Origin of the sequence: Phenylobacterium conjunctum (assembly GCF_042679085.1) — a bacterium.
GTDB classification, from domain to species: domain Bacteria; phylum Pseudomonadota; class Alphaproteobacteria; order Caulobacterales; family Caulobacteraceae; genus Phenylobacterium; species Phenylobacterium conjunctum.
Window position 1 is genome coordinate 33,740 of the sequence record NZ_JBHTLQ010000028.1, and the last position, 17,576, is coordinate 51,315.

Consider the following 17,576-nt stretch of genomic DNA (forward strand, 5'->3'; position numbering starts at 1 on the left):
GGGCGTCTTAGGCGCAACCGGCCCAGGCGCCAAGGGGCGTGGCCCTATTCGCCTGGGGACAGGCCGCGAAGCCGCTCCAGGGCGCCCTGCAGGATCCAGCCCGCGGCCATGGCGTCGACCAGGTCGGCCCGCTTGGCGCGGCTGGCGTCGAGCTCATCGATCAGGAAGCGATTGACCGCCATGGTCGACATCCGCTCGTCCCAGAAGGTGATGTGAAGCTCAGGCCGCAAGCGCAGGAGATTGCGGGCGAAAGCGCGGTTGGACTGGCAGCGGGTCCCTTCGGTCCCGTCCATGTTGACCGGCAGGCCGATAACGATGGCGCAGACCTCGCGGTCCTTCATCAGGGCGAACAGCGTGTTGGCGTCGTCGGTGAACTTGGCCTTCTTCAGGGTGCGCAGCGGCGTCGCCACCATGCGGGTGATGTCGGACACCGCGACCCCGATGGTCTTCTCGCCCAGGTCCAGGCCGATCAGGGCGCCGTAGCGCGGCAGAAGGGCGGGGAGTTCAGTGATGTCGACGACGGCCATGGCGCCTCTTAGCGGGGATGGCGATTGGCGGCGATGAGAAAGACCTGGGCCGATGGTCTCATGGGGTCTGGGGTTTCGACGACCGGAATCGTCCGGCGCGTTTGACGTCAACATGGACGAAGGGGGTTTGGGAAGGCGGCAAGATTTAGAAAACGTATAAGAATCAATATATTGTTGGAGTATTCTGCCGCTCATCCCGGCGAATGCCGGGATCCAGGTGACGGCCTGGACCTCGTTCGGATAGGTGTCGCCCTAGGATCTGGATCCCGGCGCTCGCCGGGATGAGCGGAGGGGATCATGGGTGAGGTTCGGGAGCTTGGTGGCGCCAAGGTGCTGGTGCTGGGCGAGGAGGGTGGTCCCGTGCTGACGGATCGCGACGCTTCGGACCTTGTGGGCCTCGCCATGGAGGCGGGGGCCGAGTGGGTTGCGGCGCCGGTCGCGCGGCTGGGGCCGGCCTTCTTCGACCTGTCCACGCGCATCGCGGGTGAGACGATCCAGAAGCTGGTGAACTACCGGATCAGGCTGGCGGTGGTGGGGGATCTGACGGCCGAGATCGCGGCCAGCAGGGCGCTGCATGACTTTGCCTATGAGTCCAACAAGGGCCGGCATGTTTGGTTCGTGGCTGACCTTGGCGATCTGACGTCTCGCCTGAACACGCCACATTAGTCGTCATCCTCCGGCCGCGAAGCGGTCCGGGGGACCCAAGCGGCGTCGCGAGGCTGGCAAATCAGCTTGGGTCCCCCGGATCGCCGTTCCGGCGACCGGAGGATGACGGAGTTTGGGGGAAGGCAACGCATCACTTGTCAAAGCGGCCCCGTGGCGGCTAACCCCTGGCACAACAACAGGAGGGCCCCATGGCCATCGACGCGGCGACCGTCCGCAAGGTCGCCAGGCTGGCGCGCATCGCCGAGCCTGAAGAAAGACTGGAACCCCTGGCGCGCGAGCTGACGGGGATCATGAATTGGATCGAGCAGCTGAACGAGGTCGACACCAACGGCGTCGAGCCCATGACGTCGGCCGTGGCCGTGACCCTGCCGATGCGTGAGGACGTGGTGACCGACGGCGGCGACGCCGCCCGCGTCCTGTCCAACGCGCCCAAGTCCGTGGGCGGCTTCTTCGTCGTGCCGAAGGTGGTTGAGTAATGACCGACCTGACCAAGCTGACCCTCAAGGCCGCCCTCGACGGCCTGAGCTCCAAGGCGTTCTCGTCGCTGGAGCTGACCCAGGCGCACGTCGACGCCGTGGCCGCCGCCAAGCCGCTCAACGCCTACATCCTGGAGACCCCGGACAAGGCGCTGGACATGGCCAAGGCCGCCGACGCCATCCGCGCCAAGGGCGAGGCCGGTCCGCTGACCGGCGCGCCGCTGGGCATCAAGGACCTGTTCTGCACCGAGGGCGTTCGCACCACGGCGTGCTCGAACATCCTGGGCAATTTCGTGCCGACCTATGAGTCCACCGTCACCGCCAACCTGTGGCGCGACGGGGCGGTCATGCTGGGCAAGCTCAACATGGACCAGTTCGCCATGGGCTCGTCCAACGAGACCTCGGCGTTCGGCGACGTGGTGAACCCCTGGCGCGGCGCGGGCTCGGACCGCAAGCTGACCCCGGGCGGCTCGTCGGGCGGCTCGGCCGCCGCCGTGGCCGCGGACCTGTGCCTGGCCGCCACCGCCACCGACACCGGCGGCTCGATCCGCCAGCCGGCGGCCTTCACCGGCACCGTGGGCATCAAGCCGACCTATGGCCGTTGCTCGCGCTGGGGCGTCGTCGCCTTCGCCTCGTCCTTGGACCAGGCCGGCCCGATCGCCAAGACGGTCGAGGACGCCGCCATCATGCTGAAGTCCATGTCGGGCCACGACCCGAAGGACTCCACCAGCCTGGACATCGCGGTCCCGGACTATCCGAGCTTCGTCGGCAAGTCGGTGAAGGGCCTGCGGATCGGCATTCCGAAGGAATACCGGGTCGAGGGCATGCCGGCCGAGATCGAACAGCTCTGGCAAAAGGGCATCGACTGGCTGAAGGAGGCCGGCTGCGAGATCGTCGAGGTCTCCCTGCCGCACACCAAGTACGCCCTGCCGGCCTATTACATCGTGGCCCCGGCCGAGGCCTCCTCGAACCTGGCCCGCTATGACGGCATGCGCTTCGGCCTGCGGGTCGACGGCGCGAACCTGACCGAGACCTACGAGCAGACTCGCGCGGCGGGCTTCGGCGAGGAAGTGAAACGCCGGATCCTGATCGGCACCTATGTGCTGTCGGCCGGCTATTACGACGCCTACTACGTCAAGGCGCTGAAGGTCCGTCGCCGGATCCTGGAAGACTTCGAACAGGCTTTCGAGAAGGTCGACGCCCTGCTCACGCCCACGGCGCCCTCGGCGGCGTTCGGCCTGGGCGAGAACGCGGACGATCCGGTCGCCATGTACCTGAACGACATCTTCACGGTGACGGTGAACCTGGCCGGCCTGCCGGGGATGAGCATTCCCGCGGGCGTGGACGCCAATGGCCTGCCCCTGGGGCTTCAGCTGATCGGCAAGGCGCTGGACGAGGGCACGTTGTTCTCGCTCGGCGGGGCCCTCGAAAAGGCCGCGGACTTCAAGGCCAAGCCCGCCAAGTGGTGGTGATGGAGACGCTCCCCCTTCGCGAGAAGGGGGAGCGCTTCAGCTTACTTCGGCAGCTTGTCGAGGTCGGCCTGGACGGCGGCGATCTGCTCGTCGGTCAGCTGGCCGCCGGACATCGGCTGCAGGGCCTTCAGGGTCATGCCCTTGAACTGGTCGAAGGCGGGGTGGGCGGTCAGGCCGGGGACGTCTTTGTCCAGGATCGCCTTGGTCGCCGGGTTGGCGGCCAGGTCGGCGATGGAGGTGGTGTCCACGGACACGGCGGCGCCATCGGCCAGGGCCGGGGCGGCGGCCAGGGCGCCGAACGAGAGGGTCAGGCCGACGAGGCCGGCGGCGAGGGTCTTCTTCATGGGTTTCCTTCCCGACGCGAGAGTTTCGCGAGGGCGAAGGAAGCTTGAAATGCGGCGAACTGGCAAGACCGATGACGTCGTTCGATGAATGTAATTGGCGTTCCAAATCGCAGAAAACGCGCACGCGAAACCAAGCCGGGCCGCAAGGTCCTTGCAGTGCTTCCTCTTCGCGGCGGGCGGATGTAGTGAGACGACATGACTGACACCACCAAGCAGATCCAAGGCCGCACCGGCCCGTGGGAAATGGTCCTGGGCCTTGAGGTTCACGCCCAGGTCGCCTCCAACGCCAAGCTGTTCTCCGGCGCGGCCGTGGGCTTCGGCGCGGGGCCGAATATGCAGGTCGCCCTGGTGGACGCGGCCATGCCGGGCATGCTGCCGGTCATCAACAAGCACTGCGTGGAGCAGGCGGTGAAGACCGGCCTGGGCCTGAAGGCGCAGATCAACCTGAAGAGCCTGTTCGACCGGAAGAACTATTTCTATCCGGACCTGCCGCAGGGCTATCAGATCAGCCAGTTCAAGGACCCGATCGTCGGCGAGGGCGAGGTGCTGGTCGAACGCGACGACGGCACGACCTTCACCGTGCGCATCGAGCGCCTGCACCTGGAGCAGGATGCGGGCAAGAGCCTGCACGACCAGGACCCGAACGCGACCTATGTGGACTTGAACCGGGCCGGCACCGCGCTGATGGAGATCGTCTCGCGCCCCGACATGCGCACGGCCGAGGAAGCCGCAGCCTATGTGAAGAAGCTGCGCACCATCCTGGTCTATCTGGGCACCTGCGACGGCGACATGGAGAAGGGCAACCTGCGGGCCGACGTGAACGTCTCGGTCTGCCGGCCGGGGGCTTACGAGAAGTTCCGCGAGACCGGCGACTTCAGCCACCTGGGCACGCGCTGCGAGATCAAGAACGTCAACTCGTACCGCTTCATTCAGCAGGCCATCGAGTACGAGGCCCGTCGCCAGATCGAGATCCTCGAGGAGGGCGGGTCCATCGACCAGGAGACCCGCCTGTTCGACCCGAACAAGGGCGAGACCCGGTCCATGCGCTCGAAGGAAGACGCGCACGACTATCGCTACTTCCCCGACCCGGACCTGTTGCCGCTGGTGCTGGACCCGGCCTGGGTGAAGGCCATCGAGGCCGGCCTGCCGGAACTGCCGGACGCCAAGAAGGCGCGCCTGCAAAGCCAGTACGGGCTGACGGCCTACGACGCGGGGGTGCTGATCTCCGACCAGGCCAAGGCCGACTTCTATGAAGCCGCCGCCAAGGGCCGCGACGCCAAGCTGGTGGCCAACTGGGTGACCAACGACCTGGCCGCCAAGCTGACCGCCGCCGGCCAGGACATCGCCGACAGTCCGATCAGCCCGGCGGCCATCGCCGAGCTGGTGGCGCTCATCGAGGACGGCACCATCTCGTCCAAGATCGCCAAGGACGTCTTCGAGCGCATGTGGGCGGGCGAGGGCGCGGCCGGCGAGATCGTCGAGAAGCAGGGCCTGAAACAGGTCTCCGACACCGGGGCGCTGGAAAAGATCATCGACGACCTGATCGCCGCCAACCCCGGCCAGGCCGCCCAGGTGAAGGAAAAGCCCCAGGCCATCGGCTGGTTCGTGGGCCAGGTGATGAAGGCCACCGGCGGCAAGGCCAACCCGGGCATGATCAACCAGCTGCTCAAGACGAAGCTGGAGGGGTAGGGTCCCCGACCCCGTGTGTCATCCCGGAAAGCGCGGAGCGCTTGTCCGGGACCCATACGCGCGGGGGTGTCCGGATGGATCGGTGTCTATGGGTCCCGGTCTTCGGCTGCGCCGAAACCGGGATGACACCTGTTGCTTGGCTCAAAGCCACCCCCGCACACGCGCGTCATCCTCCGGGCGCCCGCAGGGCGAGCCGGGGGACCACTGGGGCGGGTCAGGTTCTGGGAGTCGGCTTGGGTCCCCCGGATCCTTGCATGCGCAAGGACCGGAGGATGACGGGTGTGGGCGCTAGTTCGCTGTCCAGCGGTCCAGCCAGTTGAACACCGTGTCGTGCCACTGGACGAGGTTCTGGGGCTTGAGGACCCAGTGGTTCTCGTTCGGGAAATAGAGGAACTGGCTGGGGACGCCCTTGCGCTGCAGGGCGGTGAAGGCGGCCAGGCCCTGTTCGACCGGGATGCGGAAATCATTCTGGCCGTGGATCACCAGCTCGGGCTTGGTCCAGTTGGCCACGTGATTGACCGGGTTGAACTTTTCGTAGCCCGCCGGGTTGGCCCACGGCGTGCCGCCGTTCTCCCATTCCGAGAACCAGAGCTCTTCGGTCGCATAGCCCATGGCGCGGTTGTCGAAGACGCCGTCGTGATTGACCAGGCACTTCCAGGGTTCGTTCCAGTTGCCGGCGATCCAGTTGACCATGAAGCCGCCATAGGAGCCGCCGAGCGCGCAGGCGCGGCCGCCGTCCAGGAACGGATACTTGGCGAGCGCCGCGCTCCACCCCTTCTGCAGGTCTTCCAGCGGGCGGTCGCCCCAGTGCCGGCTGATCGCGTCGGTGAAGCCTTGGCCGTAGCCGGTGGAGCCGTGGAAATCGATCATCACCACCGCATAGCCGTGGCCGGCGTAGGTTTGGGCGTTCCAGCGATAGTGGAAGAGGTTGCCGAAGGAGCCTTGCGGGCCGCCGTGGATCAGGAAGGCGACCGGATAGGTCTTGCCGGGCTGGTAGTTGGCGGGCTTGACCACATAGCCGTGGACCGTCTCGCCGTTCCAGCCGGCGAAGCTGAACTGCTCGGGCGCGCCCATGGCGATCCCCGCCAGCTTGTCGGCGTTGACGCGGGTCAGCTGGATCGGGGCCTTGGCCTTGGCGGGCAGGGCGTAGGCCTGGGCCGGGCCGGTCAGGTCATCGCGGGCGAAGACCAGGCCGGACTTGGAGACGTCGAATTCGGCCACGTGGCCGTCGCCGGTCAGGGCCTTGGGCGCGCCGCCCTTGACCGCGTTGAAGGCGTAAAGGCGCTGCTGGCCGAGATCCTGGGCGACGCCGTAGATCGTCTTGCCGTCGGCCGACCATTTGATGGCGTCCGTGGAGCGGTCCCAGGCGGGCGCCAGTTCGCGGGTGGCGCCGGTCTTCAGGTCGCGGACCATGATCCCATAGCGGTCAGCCTCGAAGCCGGGGCGCTTCATGGCCAGCCAGGCGAGCTTGGACCCGTCCGGCGACACGGCGGGCGCGGCGTCCCAGGCCAGGTTGTCGGCGGTCAGGTTCACCGGCTTGGCCGAGGCGTCGACGGGGACCTTGTAGAGGTCGAAATTGGTGCTCCAGGGCTCGCTGGTCCCGGCGATGCGCACCGAGAAGATCACCGACTTGCCGTCCGGGGTGACGGTGAAGTCGTCGTCGCCGCCGAAGGGCTTGGTGGGAATATCGCCGTCCAGGCCGGGCGTCAGCTCGACGGCCGCGCCGGTGGTTCCGTCGGCGTTCAGGGGCAGGGCGAACAGGTGGTTGCGGGTTCCGTCGGCCCACTGGTCCCAGTGGCGGACGAACATCTTGTTATAGAGCTTGCCGCTGGGCTTCTTCGGCTGGGCGTTGCGATCCAGCGTGCACTGCAGGGTCGGGCAGTCGGGATAGACCGCCAGGCCCACCACGACGCTCTTGCCGTCCGGCGACAGGCGGAAGGCGCCGACATCGAGGGGCAGGTTGGTGACCTGGGTGGCGGTCGCGCCCTCCGGCGTCGTGCGCCACACCTGGTCCGAGCCCGAGCGCGACGAGATGAAGTAGATGAACTTGCCGTCCGCCGACCAGCGGGCCGAGCCCACGCCGCCTTCGGAAATGGCCAGCTTGCGCGGTTGCGGCGTCTTGGCGGCCAGGTCGACGATCCACAGGGAATGGACGCCCTTGTCCGCGGCCCAGTCGGTGGCGCGCAGGTCGTAGATCGCATAACGGCCGTCCGGGGAGGCGCGCAGGTCGGACAGCCGATCCAGGGTCGCCAGGTCCTTGGGCGTGAAGCCGCGGGGCGCCTGCGCAAGAGCTGGGGCCGCGCCGGCGATGGAGAGGGCGCAGGCGGCGAGGAGCAGGCGGCGGAAGGTCATGGGCGATCCTGGGCGTGACGCGGTGAACAGGGGCCGGGTCGTAACATGGGTAACAGTCCGTCTCCAGACAGAGTTCACGCATGAAAAGGCCCCGGAGCGAACTCCGGGGCCTGCTCGAATGCTGCTTCACGGCTAGTTGTTGGCGATGATCTCGAAGATCAGGCCGGTGGCGAGGGCCGCCAGCAGGTAGTCATCGCCGACCCGGTACCAGGCGTAGCCGCGCGGCGGCGGGCGCAGATGGTAGCGGCTGTAGTCGTTCACCACATAGCCGCGATAGGTCGGGGGCAGCACGCCGCCCCGGCGCCAGGCCGAATAGCCCGGGCGATAGTACGGGTTGCCGTAATAGGCCTGCGGTGGCGGGCCGTAGTACCAGCGATTGTTGTAGTAGTAGCCGTTGTGCCGGCCGGCGTCCCAGCGGTCGCGGCGGTCCCAGCGGTCCTCGCGCCGGTCCCATCGGTCTTCCCGGCGGTCCCAGCGGCCGCCGTCATGGCGGTTGTCCCAGCGATCCTCGCGGCGGTCCCAGCGGTCTTCTCGCCGGTCCCAGTTCTGCGCATTGGCGGTTCCGGCCGCGGCCATCGGACCGGCGACGGCCGCGACGGTGGCCAGGGTCAAGATCAGGCGCTTCATCAGCCTCTCCTCGGTTCGTGTCCAACGCCCCTCAACCGCAAGACTGGCGGTCGGCGCCTGAACTCCACCTGAACGAGGCTGTCAGCTTGACGGTTGCGGCCAGCGCGAGGCTGGCCGCAGGACCGATCAGTTCGGATAGGTCACGATCTTGACGATCTCGCCGGTGGCCGTGGAGGCCAGGACGAACTCGTTGCCGATCTTGTACCAGGCGTAGCCGCGGGCCGGCTTGCCGAGGAAGCGGTACCAGCCGTCCATCTTGTAGCCGCGCATGTTGGGCGGCAGCAGCAGGCCGGGACGCCAGGCGCTCTGGCCGGGGTTGTAGTAGGTGAAGGCGTCGCCCTGCGGCGCGGGGGCCGGTTGGGCGTAGCCGGGCGGCGGCGGGACGGGCAGGGGCTGAACGTAGCCGTAGGGCTGGGCCTGGCCGGACCAGTTGTAGGACTGGCTGTAGTTCCAGCTCTGGCCGGATTGCGGCTGCTGGCCGTAGTAGGGGCCCGGGCCGCAGGCGCAGGGGTCATAGACCGCCTGGGGATCATAGTAGGTGGGCAGCGCCTGGCGGGGCTGGGCATGGGCCGCGGCGCCGACGCCGAGCGTGGCCGCGAGAAGCACGGCGGAGAACAGACGAGTACGCGCGGACATTGGCGACAGCCCCCAAAGGCGTTTGATTACGACAGCCAGCTTGGCTGTGCAGCCAGGGGTAGTGGGGCGGCCAAGGTCTGTCAGCCTGCTTCCCCCGTCAGGAGAAGCCGTCTCCCCTGTGGCGTTAACCGCCCGATCAGGGAGATCTCCGGCGAGTAAACGGCGGCTATTCTTCATCACCGTGCGACCAAACGGCGCAATTCGCGCGCTTAACTATATGTTCAGCGCCTATCGACTTTCCTGGGATCGGAAATGGCCTGCAGCAACACCCAGAATGGGGGTTGGGGCCAGGATCGAGGAAGAAAATCATGCTTACCAGCGTGGAATCTGAAGGGTTGCCGCTGCCGAAGCCGGATGCGTCGGGCGACGAACTGTTCAAGCTGGGCCTGCTGTATTCGACCGGCCAGGGCGGCGCGCCGCTGGACTATGTGTCGGCCCACATGCTGTTCAACCTGGCGGCCATGCGCGGCTCGGTGGAAGCCAAGGTCTACCGCAAGGAACTGAGCCAGGAGATGGCCTCCGACGAGGTCGCCGAAGCCCAGCGCCAGGCGCGCGAATGGCTGGCCCACGGCTGAGCCGGATCCGGCTCAGCCCTCGCCACCCCGCGATCAGTTGTTTGTCTGAGCGCCTAGCGCGTAGCTGAAGCCGAATTGGATCGGCGACAGGTCGCGGAAGTACTGCTGGACGAACAGGCCCGCATTGGCCACGCCGCTGCGCGGCACATAGACGATGTCGAACCGGCGCAGAGGCGCCAGGTCCGCCGTCGGATTCTTCAGGCCCTTGGCCAGGTCGATGGTGCGCATCATGCCGCGACCATCGGGGCCGCGCCGCAGGATGATGACTTCCTTGCGGTTGGCCGTATTCCTGAAATCCCCGGCCTGGATGATGGCGCGCAGGGCGTCGCCGTCGCCTTGCATGTCGTAGACGCCGGGATTGCCCACCTCGCCCCCGACAAACACCTTGAGCGGCGCAGCCTTGGGCGTGACGTCCACATAGGGCCGCAGTAGTTGGCTGGCATAGGCCTCTGACAGGCTCTCGCGCAGCTCGTCCACCGTCCGGTCCGCCGCCATCACCGCCGGGATCAGCGGCATGGAGATGCGCCCGTCCGGCTGCACGGTCACCGTCTTGTTCAGCTCGCTGGCCGAGGGAATGGCGACCTCGATCTCGTCGCCCGGATAGAACCGATAGGGCGGCTCGTAGTCGCTCCAGGTGGCGTAGGGAATGTTGGCGAAGTTCGCCGCGGTCTTGCCGTCCTCGCCCTTTTTCTCCTGGCGCCGGGCCTCGCGGTCCTGTGGGGCGTCGCGGGACCCCAGCAGGTCTACATTGGGAACCGAGACCTTTGGCAGGGACACATGAGGCAAGGCGACGCGCGGCAGGCGCGGGGCGGCGCAGGCGCTGAGCGCCAGGCTGCACAGGGCCGCAAGGGCCAGACTCTTCGAAGCGACCGGGGTCATGGGTCAAAGGTTAAAGAGAATGGGTAATGGAACATTAATGCTCCCCGGCGACGGTGCGACCGTAGAGGCTAGAACGGTCGGATTCGTATGGCGGCGCCAGGCGCTTGGACAATGAGGCCACACGACCCGCCGCCGCGGACAGACTGGGCGGCGCGGCCGCGTTATGCTGTCTCGGATTTCGCAACCCTTCTGTGGCGGGAACGCTATCTGATGATCGCCATCTTCGCGATCATTTGCGTCCTGGGCGTGGCGGCGGCCATGACCATGAAGACCAGCTACGAGGCCAATTCCAGCGTCCTGGTCCGGCTGGGCCAGGAGTATGTTTATGAACCCCGGGCCGGCGACGCCGCCCGTGGCGCGGTTCCGGACTCCGATCAGGTGATCCAGTCGGAAACCGAAATCCTGGGCGCGGCCGCCCTGAAGCAGCGGGTCATCGACCGGCTGGGCCTGGCGCGCATCTATCCGAAGATGGCCGAGAAGTACGCCGCCGGCACGCCCGACGAAAAGAAGCTGATCATGGGCCAGGCCATCCGGGCGATGGACCAGGCCACCAAGATCGAGACCGCCCCGGACACCCCGATCATCCGGCTGAGCTTCAAGAATGACGACCCGCAGGTCGCCGCCCTGGTGCTCAACACCCTGTTGGAAGAATACCTGATCTATCGCCGCGCGGTGCTGATCGACCCGACCTCGCCGGTGCTGGAGCAGCAGCGCCAGGCCTTCGAGGCGCGGCTGGCCCAGGCGGACCAGGCCTATGAGGACTTCCTCAACAGCAACCGCATCGGCGACTTCGTGGCCGAGAAGACCTCGCTCAGCCAGCTCCAGGCCCAGATCGAGCAGCAGAAGTACCAGACCGACGCCCAGCTGCGGGATCGCCAGGGCCGCCTCTCCACCCTGGAGGCCCAGCTAGCCGGCATCTCCCAGGAGGTCGGCCTCTATCGGGACGTCTCCAGCGCGGCCAACGACAAGCTGGCCACCCTGAAGGTCCAGCGCGAGGACCTGTTGTCGCGCTATCGCAATGACGCCCGGCCGGTCCAGGAGCTGGACGCCCAGATCGCCCAGCTGGAAGCCGGCATCGCCGCCGGCCGGACCCACACCGAAGGCGCCCGCCGCATCGGGGTCAATCCGGTCTACCAGACCCTGCAGACCGAGAAGATCCAGCTGACCGCCGAGGTCTCGGCCCTGAAGCAGACCCAAGGCGCCCTGGCCGAACAGATCGTGCAACTGACCGAGCGCCGGCTGAAGCTGGCCGAGCTTGAGCCGCAGTTCCAGGAGCTGAGCCTCGACCGGGACGTGCTGCAGGCCAATGTGCGCGACTACACGGTCAAGGAAGAGCAGACCCGCGCGGCCCAGGAGATCGCGGCCAAGACCAACGACAACATCCGCATTGTCAGCCGCGCGACCCCGCCGTCCAAGGGCAAGAGCCTGAAGAAGCCGGTGGTGGTGCTGGCCTTCCTGTTCGCCGCCTTCACGGCCCTGTGCGCCGGCCTGCTGCGGATGTTCCTGCGGCCGGGCCTGCCCACCGCCCAGTCGGCGGCCCGCACCCTGGACCTGCCGGTGCTCGCCACCGCGCCCCTGAAGATTCATTAGGGCGCCGCGACCTTGGGCGTCGGTACGCGAGTGGAGAGATTGGGTTAGCTTGGACGCCCCGTGCGTGCCGCGATTCGAGAGATGGTGGACCTGAACGCCGAGATGGCCGAACTCTGGGCGTCCCTGGGCGCTCCAGCCGCTGGGCGCGCACGCGTGATCCAGGTGGCGGCCGCGCGTCGGGGCGAGGGGGCCTCCACCGTCGCCCGCGAATTGGCCTTCTTCGCCGCCCGCCGCGCCGGTCGCTCGGTGTGGCTGGTGGATCTGGACCTCCTGGGCTCGCCCCAGCACGAGGCCTTGCGGCTTGAGGCCGACCGATACGGCCCGCTGGGCGAGGCCGCCGCGGCCAGCCCGGACGGCTCGATCTTCTTCACCGTCCAGCCCCCGGCCCAGGCGCCGGATGGGCAGCCCTGGCCGCCGGCCCGTTATCTCGCCGCCCACCGCGTGGGCCAGGCCCGCTGGTGGGTGACGCGGTTCCGGCGCGAGGCCATGCGCGGCCGCCAGACCGTCCACATCCTCCCGACCGCCGACTACTGGAACGCCCTGCGCAAGTACGCTGACCTGATCGTGGTCGATTGCCCGTCGCCGGACCGGTCCCAGGCGGTGCTGACGGTAGCGCCGTTCATGGACCAGACCGTGCTGGTGGTGGCGGCCGATGAGTCCGACGTCCGGGCGCCGGCTCAGCTGCGCGACGCCATCAAGGGCGCGGGCGGCAATGTCTCTGGCGTGTTCTTCAACCGGGTGACGGTGGAGCAGCCGGGCTTCATGCGGGCGCTGATCCCGTGACCTACCAGGCCTGGACCACGCCCACGGCGCCGCCCCTGGCGCCCCAGGTCCTCCACGACCACATCACCGCCTGGCGTATGGCCGTCTTCGGCGCGGCGATCCTGGTCGTCCTGGTGTTCAGCCAGGCCTGGGTGTTTCCGTTGCTGGGCGACGCCGGCAACCCGGCCATGGATGTGGTGGTCCGCAACCTCTACTTCCCGGCCTATGGGCTGGTGCTGTTCCTGGCGGCCCTGACCCCGCTCAGCGTCACCCTGGCGGCGATCCGCCAGCCCTTCCTGATCACCCTGATGCTGATCGTGGGCCTGTCGATCACCTGGTCGATCGCGCCGGACATGACCATGCGCCGGGTGATCGCCATCTACGCCACCACCCTGGGCGGGATCGTGCTGGGCGCGCGCTACCGCTGGGCGGAGCTGGCCGAGGTGCTGGGCACGGCCTTCGCCATCCTGGGGGTGATCGCCTTCATCGTGCCCCTGGCGGTTCCCTCCATCGGGGTGATGCACGAGCTGTTCCCCGGCGCCTGGCGCGGGGTCTGGCCGGAAAAGAACGCCATGGGCGGCATCATGGCCCTGTCCTTCGCCATCCTGTCGGGGGCGGCGATGCTGAACCCCCAGCGGGCCAAGATCTGGTGGGGCTTTGCGGCCCTGAGCGTCGTGCTGATCCTGATGTCGACGTCCAAGACCTCGCTGGTCAGCGTCATGCTGGGCTTCGGGGTGCTGATCTTCGTGACCCTGGTCCGCCGCAGCCCGGCGGTGGGCGTGGCGACCGTTTGGCTGGCGGTGCTGGGCGTCGGCGCCGTCGCCTTCGTGGCCATCTTCGCCTCGGACCTGGTGTTCAAGGCCCTGGGCAAGGACGCCACCCTGACCGGCCGGACCGAGGTCTGGACCGCGGCCCTGCGGCTGATCGAACAGCGCCCCTGGACCGGCTATGGCTACGCCGCGATCTGGGACGACGAGGACCGCTGGGCCCCCCTGGCCAAGATCGTCAAGGAGGCCGGCTGGCGGCCGCACCACCCGCACAACACCTGGATCGAGACCTGGCTGGGCCTGGGCGTGTTCGGCCTGGCCTCGTGGGGCTTCTGTTTCCTGCAGACCCTGACGCTGGCCCTGATCGCGGCCTTCCGCAATCCTGGGGCCTATCTGGCCCTGCCGTTCCTGGTGATCTACGGCCTGCAGTCGCTCACCGAGACGGTGGCGGTGACCTATAACGACTTCCGCTGGGTGATCTTCGTCGCCATCGCCATCAAGCTGGTCTGGCCCGACCGTGAGGTGCGGACCCCGCCGGGGGTGATCTAGGTCTCAAACCCTCTCCCCGCAAAGCGGGGCGAGGGGGCTCTTCGGCGCTACTCGGTACGTCGGACGAACCAGCCGCTCCAGAAGTGCCAGTAGTCGCGGGCCATGTCGGGGACGATGAAGTAGCCGTGCCGGTAGGGCGCGGAGACCCCGATCTCCGGGTACTTGTGGGCGTTGTCGTACCAGGTGCCGAACAGCCGGTCCCAGATGGGGGCGACGCCGAAGTGGCCGGTCTTCTCGGTCATGTCGAGCTTATGGTGCAGGCGGTGGTGCAGGGGCGACTGGACGATCCAGCGGCCGACCCAGCCCCAGTCCGACTTGATCTCGGAGTGGATCAGGAAGCCGATGCCGGTCACCAGGACGTTCACCCAGATCATCACCGAGGGGCTGGCGCCCAGGAAGGCCATCGGCAGGTTGACGATGAAGGGACCCAGGAAGGCGGCCGGATGCTGGCGCGCGGCGGTGACCACGCCGAAGTCGCGGGCCGAGTGGTGATAGCGGTGCAGGGGCCAGAAGAACCGGCCGTGGTCGAAGCGATGGGTCCAGTAGTCGAAGAAGGTGTAGGCGTAGAAATAGATCACCAGCTGGACCAGGAAGGGCAGGGCCGAGGCGTCCACCTGGAAGCCAGTGGCGGCGGCGATGCGGTCGCGCAGCCAGACGCTGGCGAAGACGCCGGCGCCCAGGGTCAGGACCTTGGAGACCAGGTCCAGCACGTGGCCCTGGCCCAGCACCAGCACGGACAGGTCGGTCTTGAGGGAGGGCGTCCGGTCGGCGAACAGGCGGCGCAGGGAGCAGCGCTCCCAGCCCACCACCAGGCATTCGATCCAGAAGGCGAGGGGCAGGAGGGTCAGGATGACCGCGCCGTCTCGCAGCAGCCGGTCGTGGACGTTGTGCACTTCCAGATGCCGCCCGGCGAGGCTCAAGGACACATCATCGGGGGTGAAACGCATCAGCGCCCACCAGCCCAGGGCGAGCAGGCCGGCATAGACCCCAAGGGCGCCCAGGATCGCGGCGCGGCCCAGGCCGGCGCGTTTAGGATCGTCCGAGCCCAGGAGGCCGTCGGCGGTGTGGGTCATGTGCGGTGTTCCTAGGCGGCCAGGCGGCGCATGGCTTCGCGGACGGTGACGACCTGAAAGCCGTCGGCGACGGCGGTGTCGATCAACCGGGCGAGGGTCTCGGGCGTGCAGCCCCAGGGCGACGGATCGGGGCGGACGTCGTGGGTGTAGAGGATCAGCCAGGCCTTGCGGGCCTTGGCCTCGGCCAGCCACTTGCGGGCCACCGCCTCGCCGTCAGGACCTTCGACGCCCACGGCCGGAGCCTGGGCGAGGTCCGTGCCCTGCTCGATCACCCCGTGGTGCAGGGCGCGCAGGGTGGCGAAGCGCTTGATCAGGGTCTTCTTCGGGCCGGCGGAGACCTCGCCATAGGGATAGGCGAAGTTCTGGGCTTCCGGCAGGCCCCAGTCGGCCAGGGCGGCGGCGTTGCGGCTGGTGTCGTCAAAGGCCGCCTGGCCGGACGCCCGGCCGCAGTCCAGGTGCGAATAGGTGTGGCAGGCGATCTCGTGGCCAGCGCGGGCCAGCCGCTGATAGTCGACGGCTTCGGCGCAGACGCCCATGGGCGCGTCCTGGCCGGCCAGGCCCGCCGAGACATAGTAGGTGCCCGCCAGGCCGCGGGTCTCCAAGAGGGCGGCGCCCGCCACCGCAGAGGTCAGGGGGGCGTCGTCGAAGGTGAACGAGACCATCGGCGCGTCCGGCCCCTTGGCCAGGGGCTTCCTGTGAAAGCGGCGCACGATCCGGCGTCGCAGCTTGCCGGCCAGGCTGCGGTCGGCGGTGTAGACCTCGCCCATCAGACGGCCTCCACATAGAGGGCGGCGCGATAGAGGCGCAGGGCGAAGGCGCGGGTCTTCAGCGGCGCGGCCTCGGCCAGGGCGTACGCCTTGAGCAGGGGGCGCCACAGCTTCAGCAAGGGCGCGCGCTTCAGGACCTTGGCGACCTTGTAGCTGCCATAGCGGGCGATCAGGTCTGGGTGGCGGGCGGCGATCCGAGCGAAGTTGCCGGCGGACTGCTCGTACTTGTCGGCCAGGGTCTGGGGCGTATCCAGGCCCAGGTGGGTGGCGGTGTTCTCGACGTGCAGGATCGGCCAGCGGGCGGTGACCCGCATGCCCCATTCGACATCCTCCCAGCCCCAGCCGGTGAAGCTCTCATCGAAGGTCTCAGCGGCGAAGACGTCGCGGCGGACCAGCAGGTTGGAGGTGAAGATCTTCTCCGGCATCTGCGCCCGCTCGGTGGCCGGCAGGCAGTCGCTGTGGCCGGCCATGGCCCGGTGCAGGGCGTGGTCGGGACGCACCGGCGCCTGGTCCAGGGAGAAGCCGCCGAAGGCCACGGCGGGGTTCTCGGCGGCGATCAGGTCCAGCCAGACCTGCAGGAAGTCGGGGCGGTCGGGCAGCATGTCGCTGTCCAGGAACAGGAAGTGATCGCCCCGGGCATGGCCCACCAGACGGTTGCGGCCCTTGGAGCGGCCTTCGTTCGTCGAGAGCCGCAGGAAGCGGGCCGGGAAGGGCAGGGCGGCGACGGCGGCCTCGACCCGAGCCGCCAGGTCGGCGTCGCCGGTGCCGTCGTCCAGCAGGACCAGCTCGGCGCCCGGCGCCGGCGCCTGGCCCAGGGCGGTGAGCAGGGGCGTGGGGTCATCGCCCTTGAACGGGGTGAGGATCGATAGACGGGGCGCGGCGCCGGCCCAATGGGCGTTGTCGAACAAGGTCTCGCTCATGCCGCGCGCCTCGCCTGCAGATAGGTCTGGCCGCGGCTGCGGAGCGCGCCGGCGTCCACGGCGGCGATGATCCCGCCATAGACCACGGCGCCGACCGCGGCCTTGAGCAGCAGTTCGAGCAGGCCGCCCATGGCCGGGATCCGGGTGACCGCCAGGGCCATGACCCCGCTCGCCCCCACGGCCTGGGCCACGGTCAGCCAGGGGACGGGCAGAACAAGGCTGCGGCGGCCCATCAGGGCCGAGGCCAGGAGACCCAGGGCGAAGCTGGACGGAGTCGCCCACAGGGCGCCGTCCAGGCCGAAGCGGGGGATCAGCAGCAAGTTCAGGAGCACATTGGCCAGGGCGGGGACGCACATGGCGACGCTGAGCAGGCTGGTGCGCCGGCTGAGCGTGAAGGCCTGGTGGAAATAGTAGGTGGTCAGGCCGCCCAGCAGGCCGCTGAGGGCGATCCAGGGGGTGACGTGGGCGGCGCCGGCGCTGAGCTGCGGGCCGATCATGAGCTGGGCCAGGGGGGCGGCGACCAGGGCGAGGCCGGTGGCGGCCGGGATGGTCAGCAGGGCCATCAACTCGGCCTGTTCCCGCGCGGCGTGGGCCAGGGCCTCGCGGCCGCCACGCTCCAGGGCCATGACCAGGGCCGGGCCGCCGGCCGCGCCCAGCCAGATGAAGGTGACGTCCAGGGTGCGGTTCGCGAGGCTGTAGCCCGCGTGATAGACGCCCACCGTCGCCTCATCGAGGAAGTGGGCCAACAGGAAGCGGTCCGTGGAGGCCAGCACCAGGGCCAGGATCAGGGACAGGGCCACCGGCAGGCCGTAGAGGGCATGCTCGCGCAGGCGCGCGGCCTCGGCCCGGCCCATGCCGGCCAGGGCGCGCTCGCCCGGCGCGATGAAGGGCAGGCAGGCGACGGC

General features: G+C 68.4%; 18 protein-coding genes. 8 read left to right on the forward strand and 10 right to left on the reverse strand.

The window, feature by feature from the left end:
* Nucleotides 1-44: 44 nt before the first annotated feature.
* The gene (gene ruvX / locus ACFQ27_RS12935; RefSeq protein ID WP_374347344.1) at nucleotides 45-527 is read right to left on the reverse strand and encodes a Holliday junction resolvase RuvX; all 483 of its coding nucleotides are present in this window, start codon (nucleotides 525-527) and stop codon (nucleotides 45-47) included.
* Nucleotides 528-824: 297 nt separating this feature from the next.
* Between ruvX and ACFQ27_RS12940 the strand changes: the two genes are divergently transcribed.
* The 3 genes from ACFQ27_RS12940 (at nucleotide 825) to gatA (ending at nucleotide 3,141) form a co-directional block, all read left to right on the forward strand.
* Nucleotides 825-1,193: a DUF4180 domain-containing protein gene (locus ACFQ27_RS12940; RefSeq protein ID WP_377353872.1), complete on the forward strand. Its 369-nt coding sequence runs from the start codon at nucleotides 825-827 to the stop codon at nucleotides 1,191-1,193.
* Between the two features lie 188 nt (nucleotides 1,194-1,381).
* Nucleotides 1,382-1,669, forward strand: a complete 288-nt coding sequence (gene gatC, locus ACFQ27_RS12945) for an Asp-tRNA(Asn)/Glu-tRNA(Gln) amidotransferase subunit GatC (RefSeq protein WP_374347340.1) — start codon at nucleotides 1,382-1,384, stop codon at nucleotides 1,667-1,669.
* On the forward strand, nucleotides 1,669-3,141 hold the full coding sequence (gene gatA, locus ACFQ27_RS12950; RefSeq protein WP_374347338.1) for an Asp-tRNA(Asn)/Glu-tRNA(Gln) amidotransferase subunit GatA: 1,473 nt from the start codon (nucleotides 1,669-1,671) through the stop codon (nucleotides 3,139-3,141). Before gatC ends, gatA begins: the two co-directional genes overlap by 1 nt.
* A gap of 41 nt (nucleotides 3,142-3,182) precedes the next feature.
* Here the strand turns inward: gatA and ACFQ27_RS12955 are convergent, their stop codons facing one another.
* Complete coding sequence (locus tag ACFQ27_RS12955) at nucleotides 3,183-3,485, reverse strand: hypothetical protein (protein WP_374347336.1); 303 nt, start codon at nucleotides 3,483-3,485, stop codon at nucleotides 3,183-3,185.
* Between the two features lie 195 nt (nucleotides 3,486-3,680).
* On the opposite strand from ACFQ27_RS12955, the gene gatB reads away from it, so the two are divergent.
* On the forward strand, nucleotides 3,681-5,174 hold the full coding sequence (gene gatB / locus ACFQ27_RS12960; RefSeq protein WP_374347334.1) for an Asp-tRNA(Asn)/Glu-tRNA(Gln) amidotransferase subunit GatB: 1,494 nt from the start codon (nucleotides 3,681-3,683) through the stop codon (nucleotides 5,172-5,174).
* A gap of 288 nt (nucleotides 5,175-5,462) precedes the next feature.
* On the opposite strand, the gene ACFQ27_RS12965 is transcribed toward gatB, so the two are convergent.
* The 3 genes from ACFQ27_RS12965 to ACFQ27_RS12975 form a co-directional block, all read right to left on the reverse strand.
* Nucleotides 5,463-7,526 (reverse strand): prolyl oligopeptidase family serine peptidase, encoded by a 2,064-nt coding sequence (locus ACFQ27_RS12965; protein WP_377353873.1) that lies wholly within the window; start codon nucleotides 7,524-7,526, stop codon nucleotides 5,463-5,465.
* Between the two features lie 132 nt (nucleotides 7,527-7,658).
* Entirely contained in the window at nucleotides 7,659-8,153 is a 495-nt protein-coding gene (locus tag ACFQ27_RS12970) for an RcnB family protein (protein WP_374347330.1), read from the reverse strand.
* Nucleotides 8,154-8,279: 126 nt separating this feature from the next.
* Nucleotides 8,280-8,789, reverse strand: a complete 510-nt coding sequence (locus ACFQ27_RS12975) for an RcnB family protein (RefSeq protein WP_377353875.1) — start codon at nucleotides 8,787-8,789, stop codon at nucleotides 8,280-8,282.
* A gap of 308 nt (nucleotides 8,790-9,097) precedes the next feature.
* Between ACFQ27_RS12975 and ACFQ27_RS12980 the strand changes: the two genes are divergently transcribed.
* The gene (locus ACFQ27_RS12980) at nucleotides 9,098-9,364 is read left to right on the forward strand and encodes a sel1 repeat family protein (RefSeq protein ID WP_374347327.1); all 267 of its coding nucleotides are present in this window, start codon (nucleotides 9,098-9,100) and stop codon (nucleotides 9,362-9,364) included.
* A 33-nt stretch (nucleotides 9,365-9,397) separates the two neighbouring features.
* On the opposite strand, the gene ACFQ27_RS12985 is transcribed toward ACFQ27_RS12980, so the two are convergent.
* The gene (locus ACFQ27_RS12985) at nucleotides 9,398-10,243 is read right to left on the reverse strand and encodes a polysaccharide biosynthesis/export family protein (RefSeq protein WP_377353876.1); all 846 of its coding nucleotides are present in this window, start codon (nucleotides 10,241-10,243) and stop codon (nucleotides 9,398-9,400) included.
* A 210-nt stretch (nucleotides 10,244-10,453) separates the two neighbouring features.
* On the opposite strand from ACFQ27_RS12985, the gene ACFQ27_RS12990 reads away from it, so the two are divergent.
* The 3 genes from ACFQ27_RS12990 to ACFQ27_RS13000 are packed head-to-tail and all read left to right on the forward strand — an operon-like array spanning nucleotide 10,454 to nucleotide 13,911.
* Nucleotides 10,454-11,833 (forward strand): GumC family protein, encoded by a 1,380-nt coding sequence (locus tag ACFQ27_RS12990; protein WP_374347324.1) that lies wholly within the window; start codon nucleotides 10,454-10,456, stop codon nucleotides 11,831-11,833.
* Nucleotides 11,834-11,893: 60 nt separating this feature from the next.
* On the forward strand, nucleotides 11,894-12,616 hold the full coding sequence (locus tag ACFQ27_RS12995; RefSeq protein WP_374347322.1) for a sugar kinase: 723 nt from the start codon (nucleotides 11,894-11,896) through the stop codon (nucleotides 12,614-12,616).
* The gene (locus ACFQ27_RS13000; protein ID WP_377353877.1) at nucleotides 12,613-13,911 is read left to right on the forward strand and encodes an O-antigen ligase family protein; all 1,299 of its coding nucleotides are present in this window, start codon (nucleotides 12,613-12,615) and stop codon (nucleotides 13,909-13,911) included. Before ACFQ27_RS12995 ends, ACFQ27_RS13000 begins: the two co-directional genes overlap by 4 nt.
* Nucleotides 13,912-13,958: 47 nt before the next feature.
* Here the strand turns inward: ACFQ27_RS13000 and ACFQ27_RS13005 are convergent, their stop codons facing one another.
* The 4 genes from ACFQ27_RS13005 to ACFQ27_RS13020 form a co-directional block, all read right to left on the reverse strand.
* The gene (locus ACFQ27_RS13005; RefSeq protein WP_377353878.1) at nucleotides 13,959-14,984 is read right to left on the reverse strand and encodes a sterol desaturase family protein; all 1,026 of its coding nucleotides are present in this window, start codon (nucleotides 14,982-14,984) and stop codon (nucleotides 13,959-13,961) included.
* Between the two features lie 11 nt (nucleotides 14,985-14,995).
* Entirely contained in the window at nucleotides 14,996-15,751 is a 756-nt protein-coding gene (gene hfsH, locus ACFQ27_RS13010) for an oligosaccharide deacetylase HfsH (RefSeq protein WP_377353879.1), read from the reverse strand.
* Nucleotides 15,751-16,671, reverse strand: a complete 921-nt coding sequence (gene hfsG, locus ACFQ27_RS13015; protein WP_377353880.1) for a polysaccharide biosynthesis protein HfsG — start codon at nucleotides 16,669-16,671, stop codon at nucleotides 15,751-15,753. The genes hfsH and hfsG overlap by 1 nt, the downstream gene beginning before the upstream one ends.
* Nucleotides 16,668-17,576: oligosaccharide flippase family protein (locus tag ACFQ27_RS13020; protein WP_377353881.1), on the reverse strand; the 909-nt coding region annotated here is incomplete at its 5' end. The genes ACFQ27_RS13020 and hfsG, both read right to left, overlap by 4 nt.

Excerpts from the sequence above, each read along its gene's own strand:
- ruvX (WP_374347344.1), bottom strand. The coding sequence starts at position 527 with ATGGCCGTCGTCGACATCACTGAACTCCCCGCCCTTCTGCCGCGCTAC.
- ACFQ27_RS12980 (WP_374347327.1), top strand. The coding sequence starts at position 9,098 with ATGCTTACCAGCGTGGAATCTGAAGGGTTGCCGCTGCCGAAGCCGGAT.
- ACFQ27_RS12955 (WP_374347336.1), bottom strand. The coding sequence starts at position 3,485 with ATGAAGAAGACCCTCGCCGCCGGCCTCGTCGGCCTGACCCTCTCGTTC.
- gatB (WP_374347334.1), top strand. The coding sequence starts at position 3,681 with ATGACTGACACCACCAAGCAGATCCAAGGCCGCACCGGCCCGTGGGAA.
- gatC (WP_374347340.1), top strand. The coding sequence starts at position 1,382 with ATGGCCATCGACGCGGCGACCGTCCGCAAGGTCGCCAGGCTGGCGCGC.
- gatA (WP_374347338.1), top strand. The coding sequence starts at position 1,669 with ATGACCGACCTGACCAAGCTGACCCTCAAGGCCGCCCTCGACGGCCTG.
- ACFQ27_RS13005 (WP_377353878.1), bottom strand. The coding sequence starts at position 14,984 with ATGACCCACACCGCCGACGGCCTCCTGGGCTCGGACGATCCTAAACGC.
- ACFQ27_RS12965 (WP_377353873.1), bottom strand. The coding sequence starts at position 7,526 with ATGACCTTCCGCCGCCTGCTCCTCGCCGCCTGCGCCCTCTCCATCGCC.
- hfsH (WP_377353879.1), bottom strand. The coding sequence starts at position 15,751 with ATGGGCGAGGTCTACACCGCCGACCGCAGCCTGGCCGGCAAGCTGCGA.
- ACFQ27_RS12990 (WP_374347324.1), top strand. The coding sequence starts at position 10,454 with ATGATCGCCATCTTCGCGATCATTTGCGTCCTGGGCGTGGCGGCGGCC.
- hfsG (WP_377353880.1), bottom strand. The coding sequence starts at position 16,671 with ATGAGCGAGACCTTGTTCGACAACGCCCATTGGGCCGGCGCCGCGCCC.
- ACFQ27_RS12975 (WP_377353875.1), bottom strand. The coding sequence starts at position 8,789 with ATGTCCGCGCGTACTCGTCTGTTCTCCGCCGTGCTTCTCGCGGCCACG.
- ACFQ27_RS12970 (WP_374347330.1), bottom strand. The coding sequence starts at position 8,153 with ATGAAGCGCCTGATCTTGACCCTGGCCACCGTCGCGGCCGTCGCCGGT.
- ACFQ27_RS12985 (WP_377353876.1), bottom strand. The coding sequence starts at position 10,243 with ATGACCCCGGTCGCTTCGAAGAGTCTGGCCCTTGCGGCCCTGTGCAGC.
- ACFQ27_RS12940 (WP_377353872.1), top strand. The coding sequence starts at position 825 with ATGGGTGAGGTTCGGGAGCTTGGTGGCGCCAAGGTGCTGGTGCTGGGC.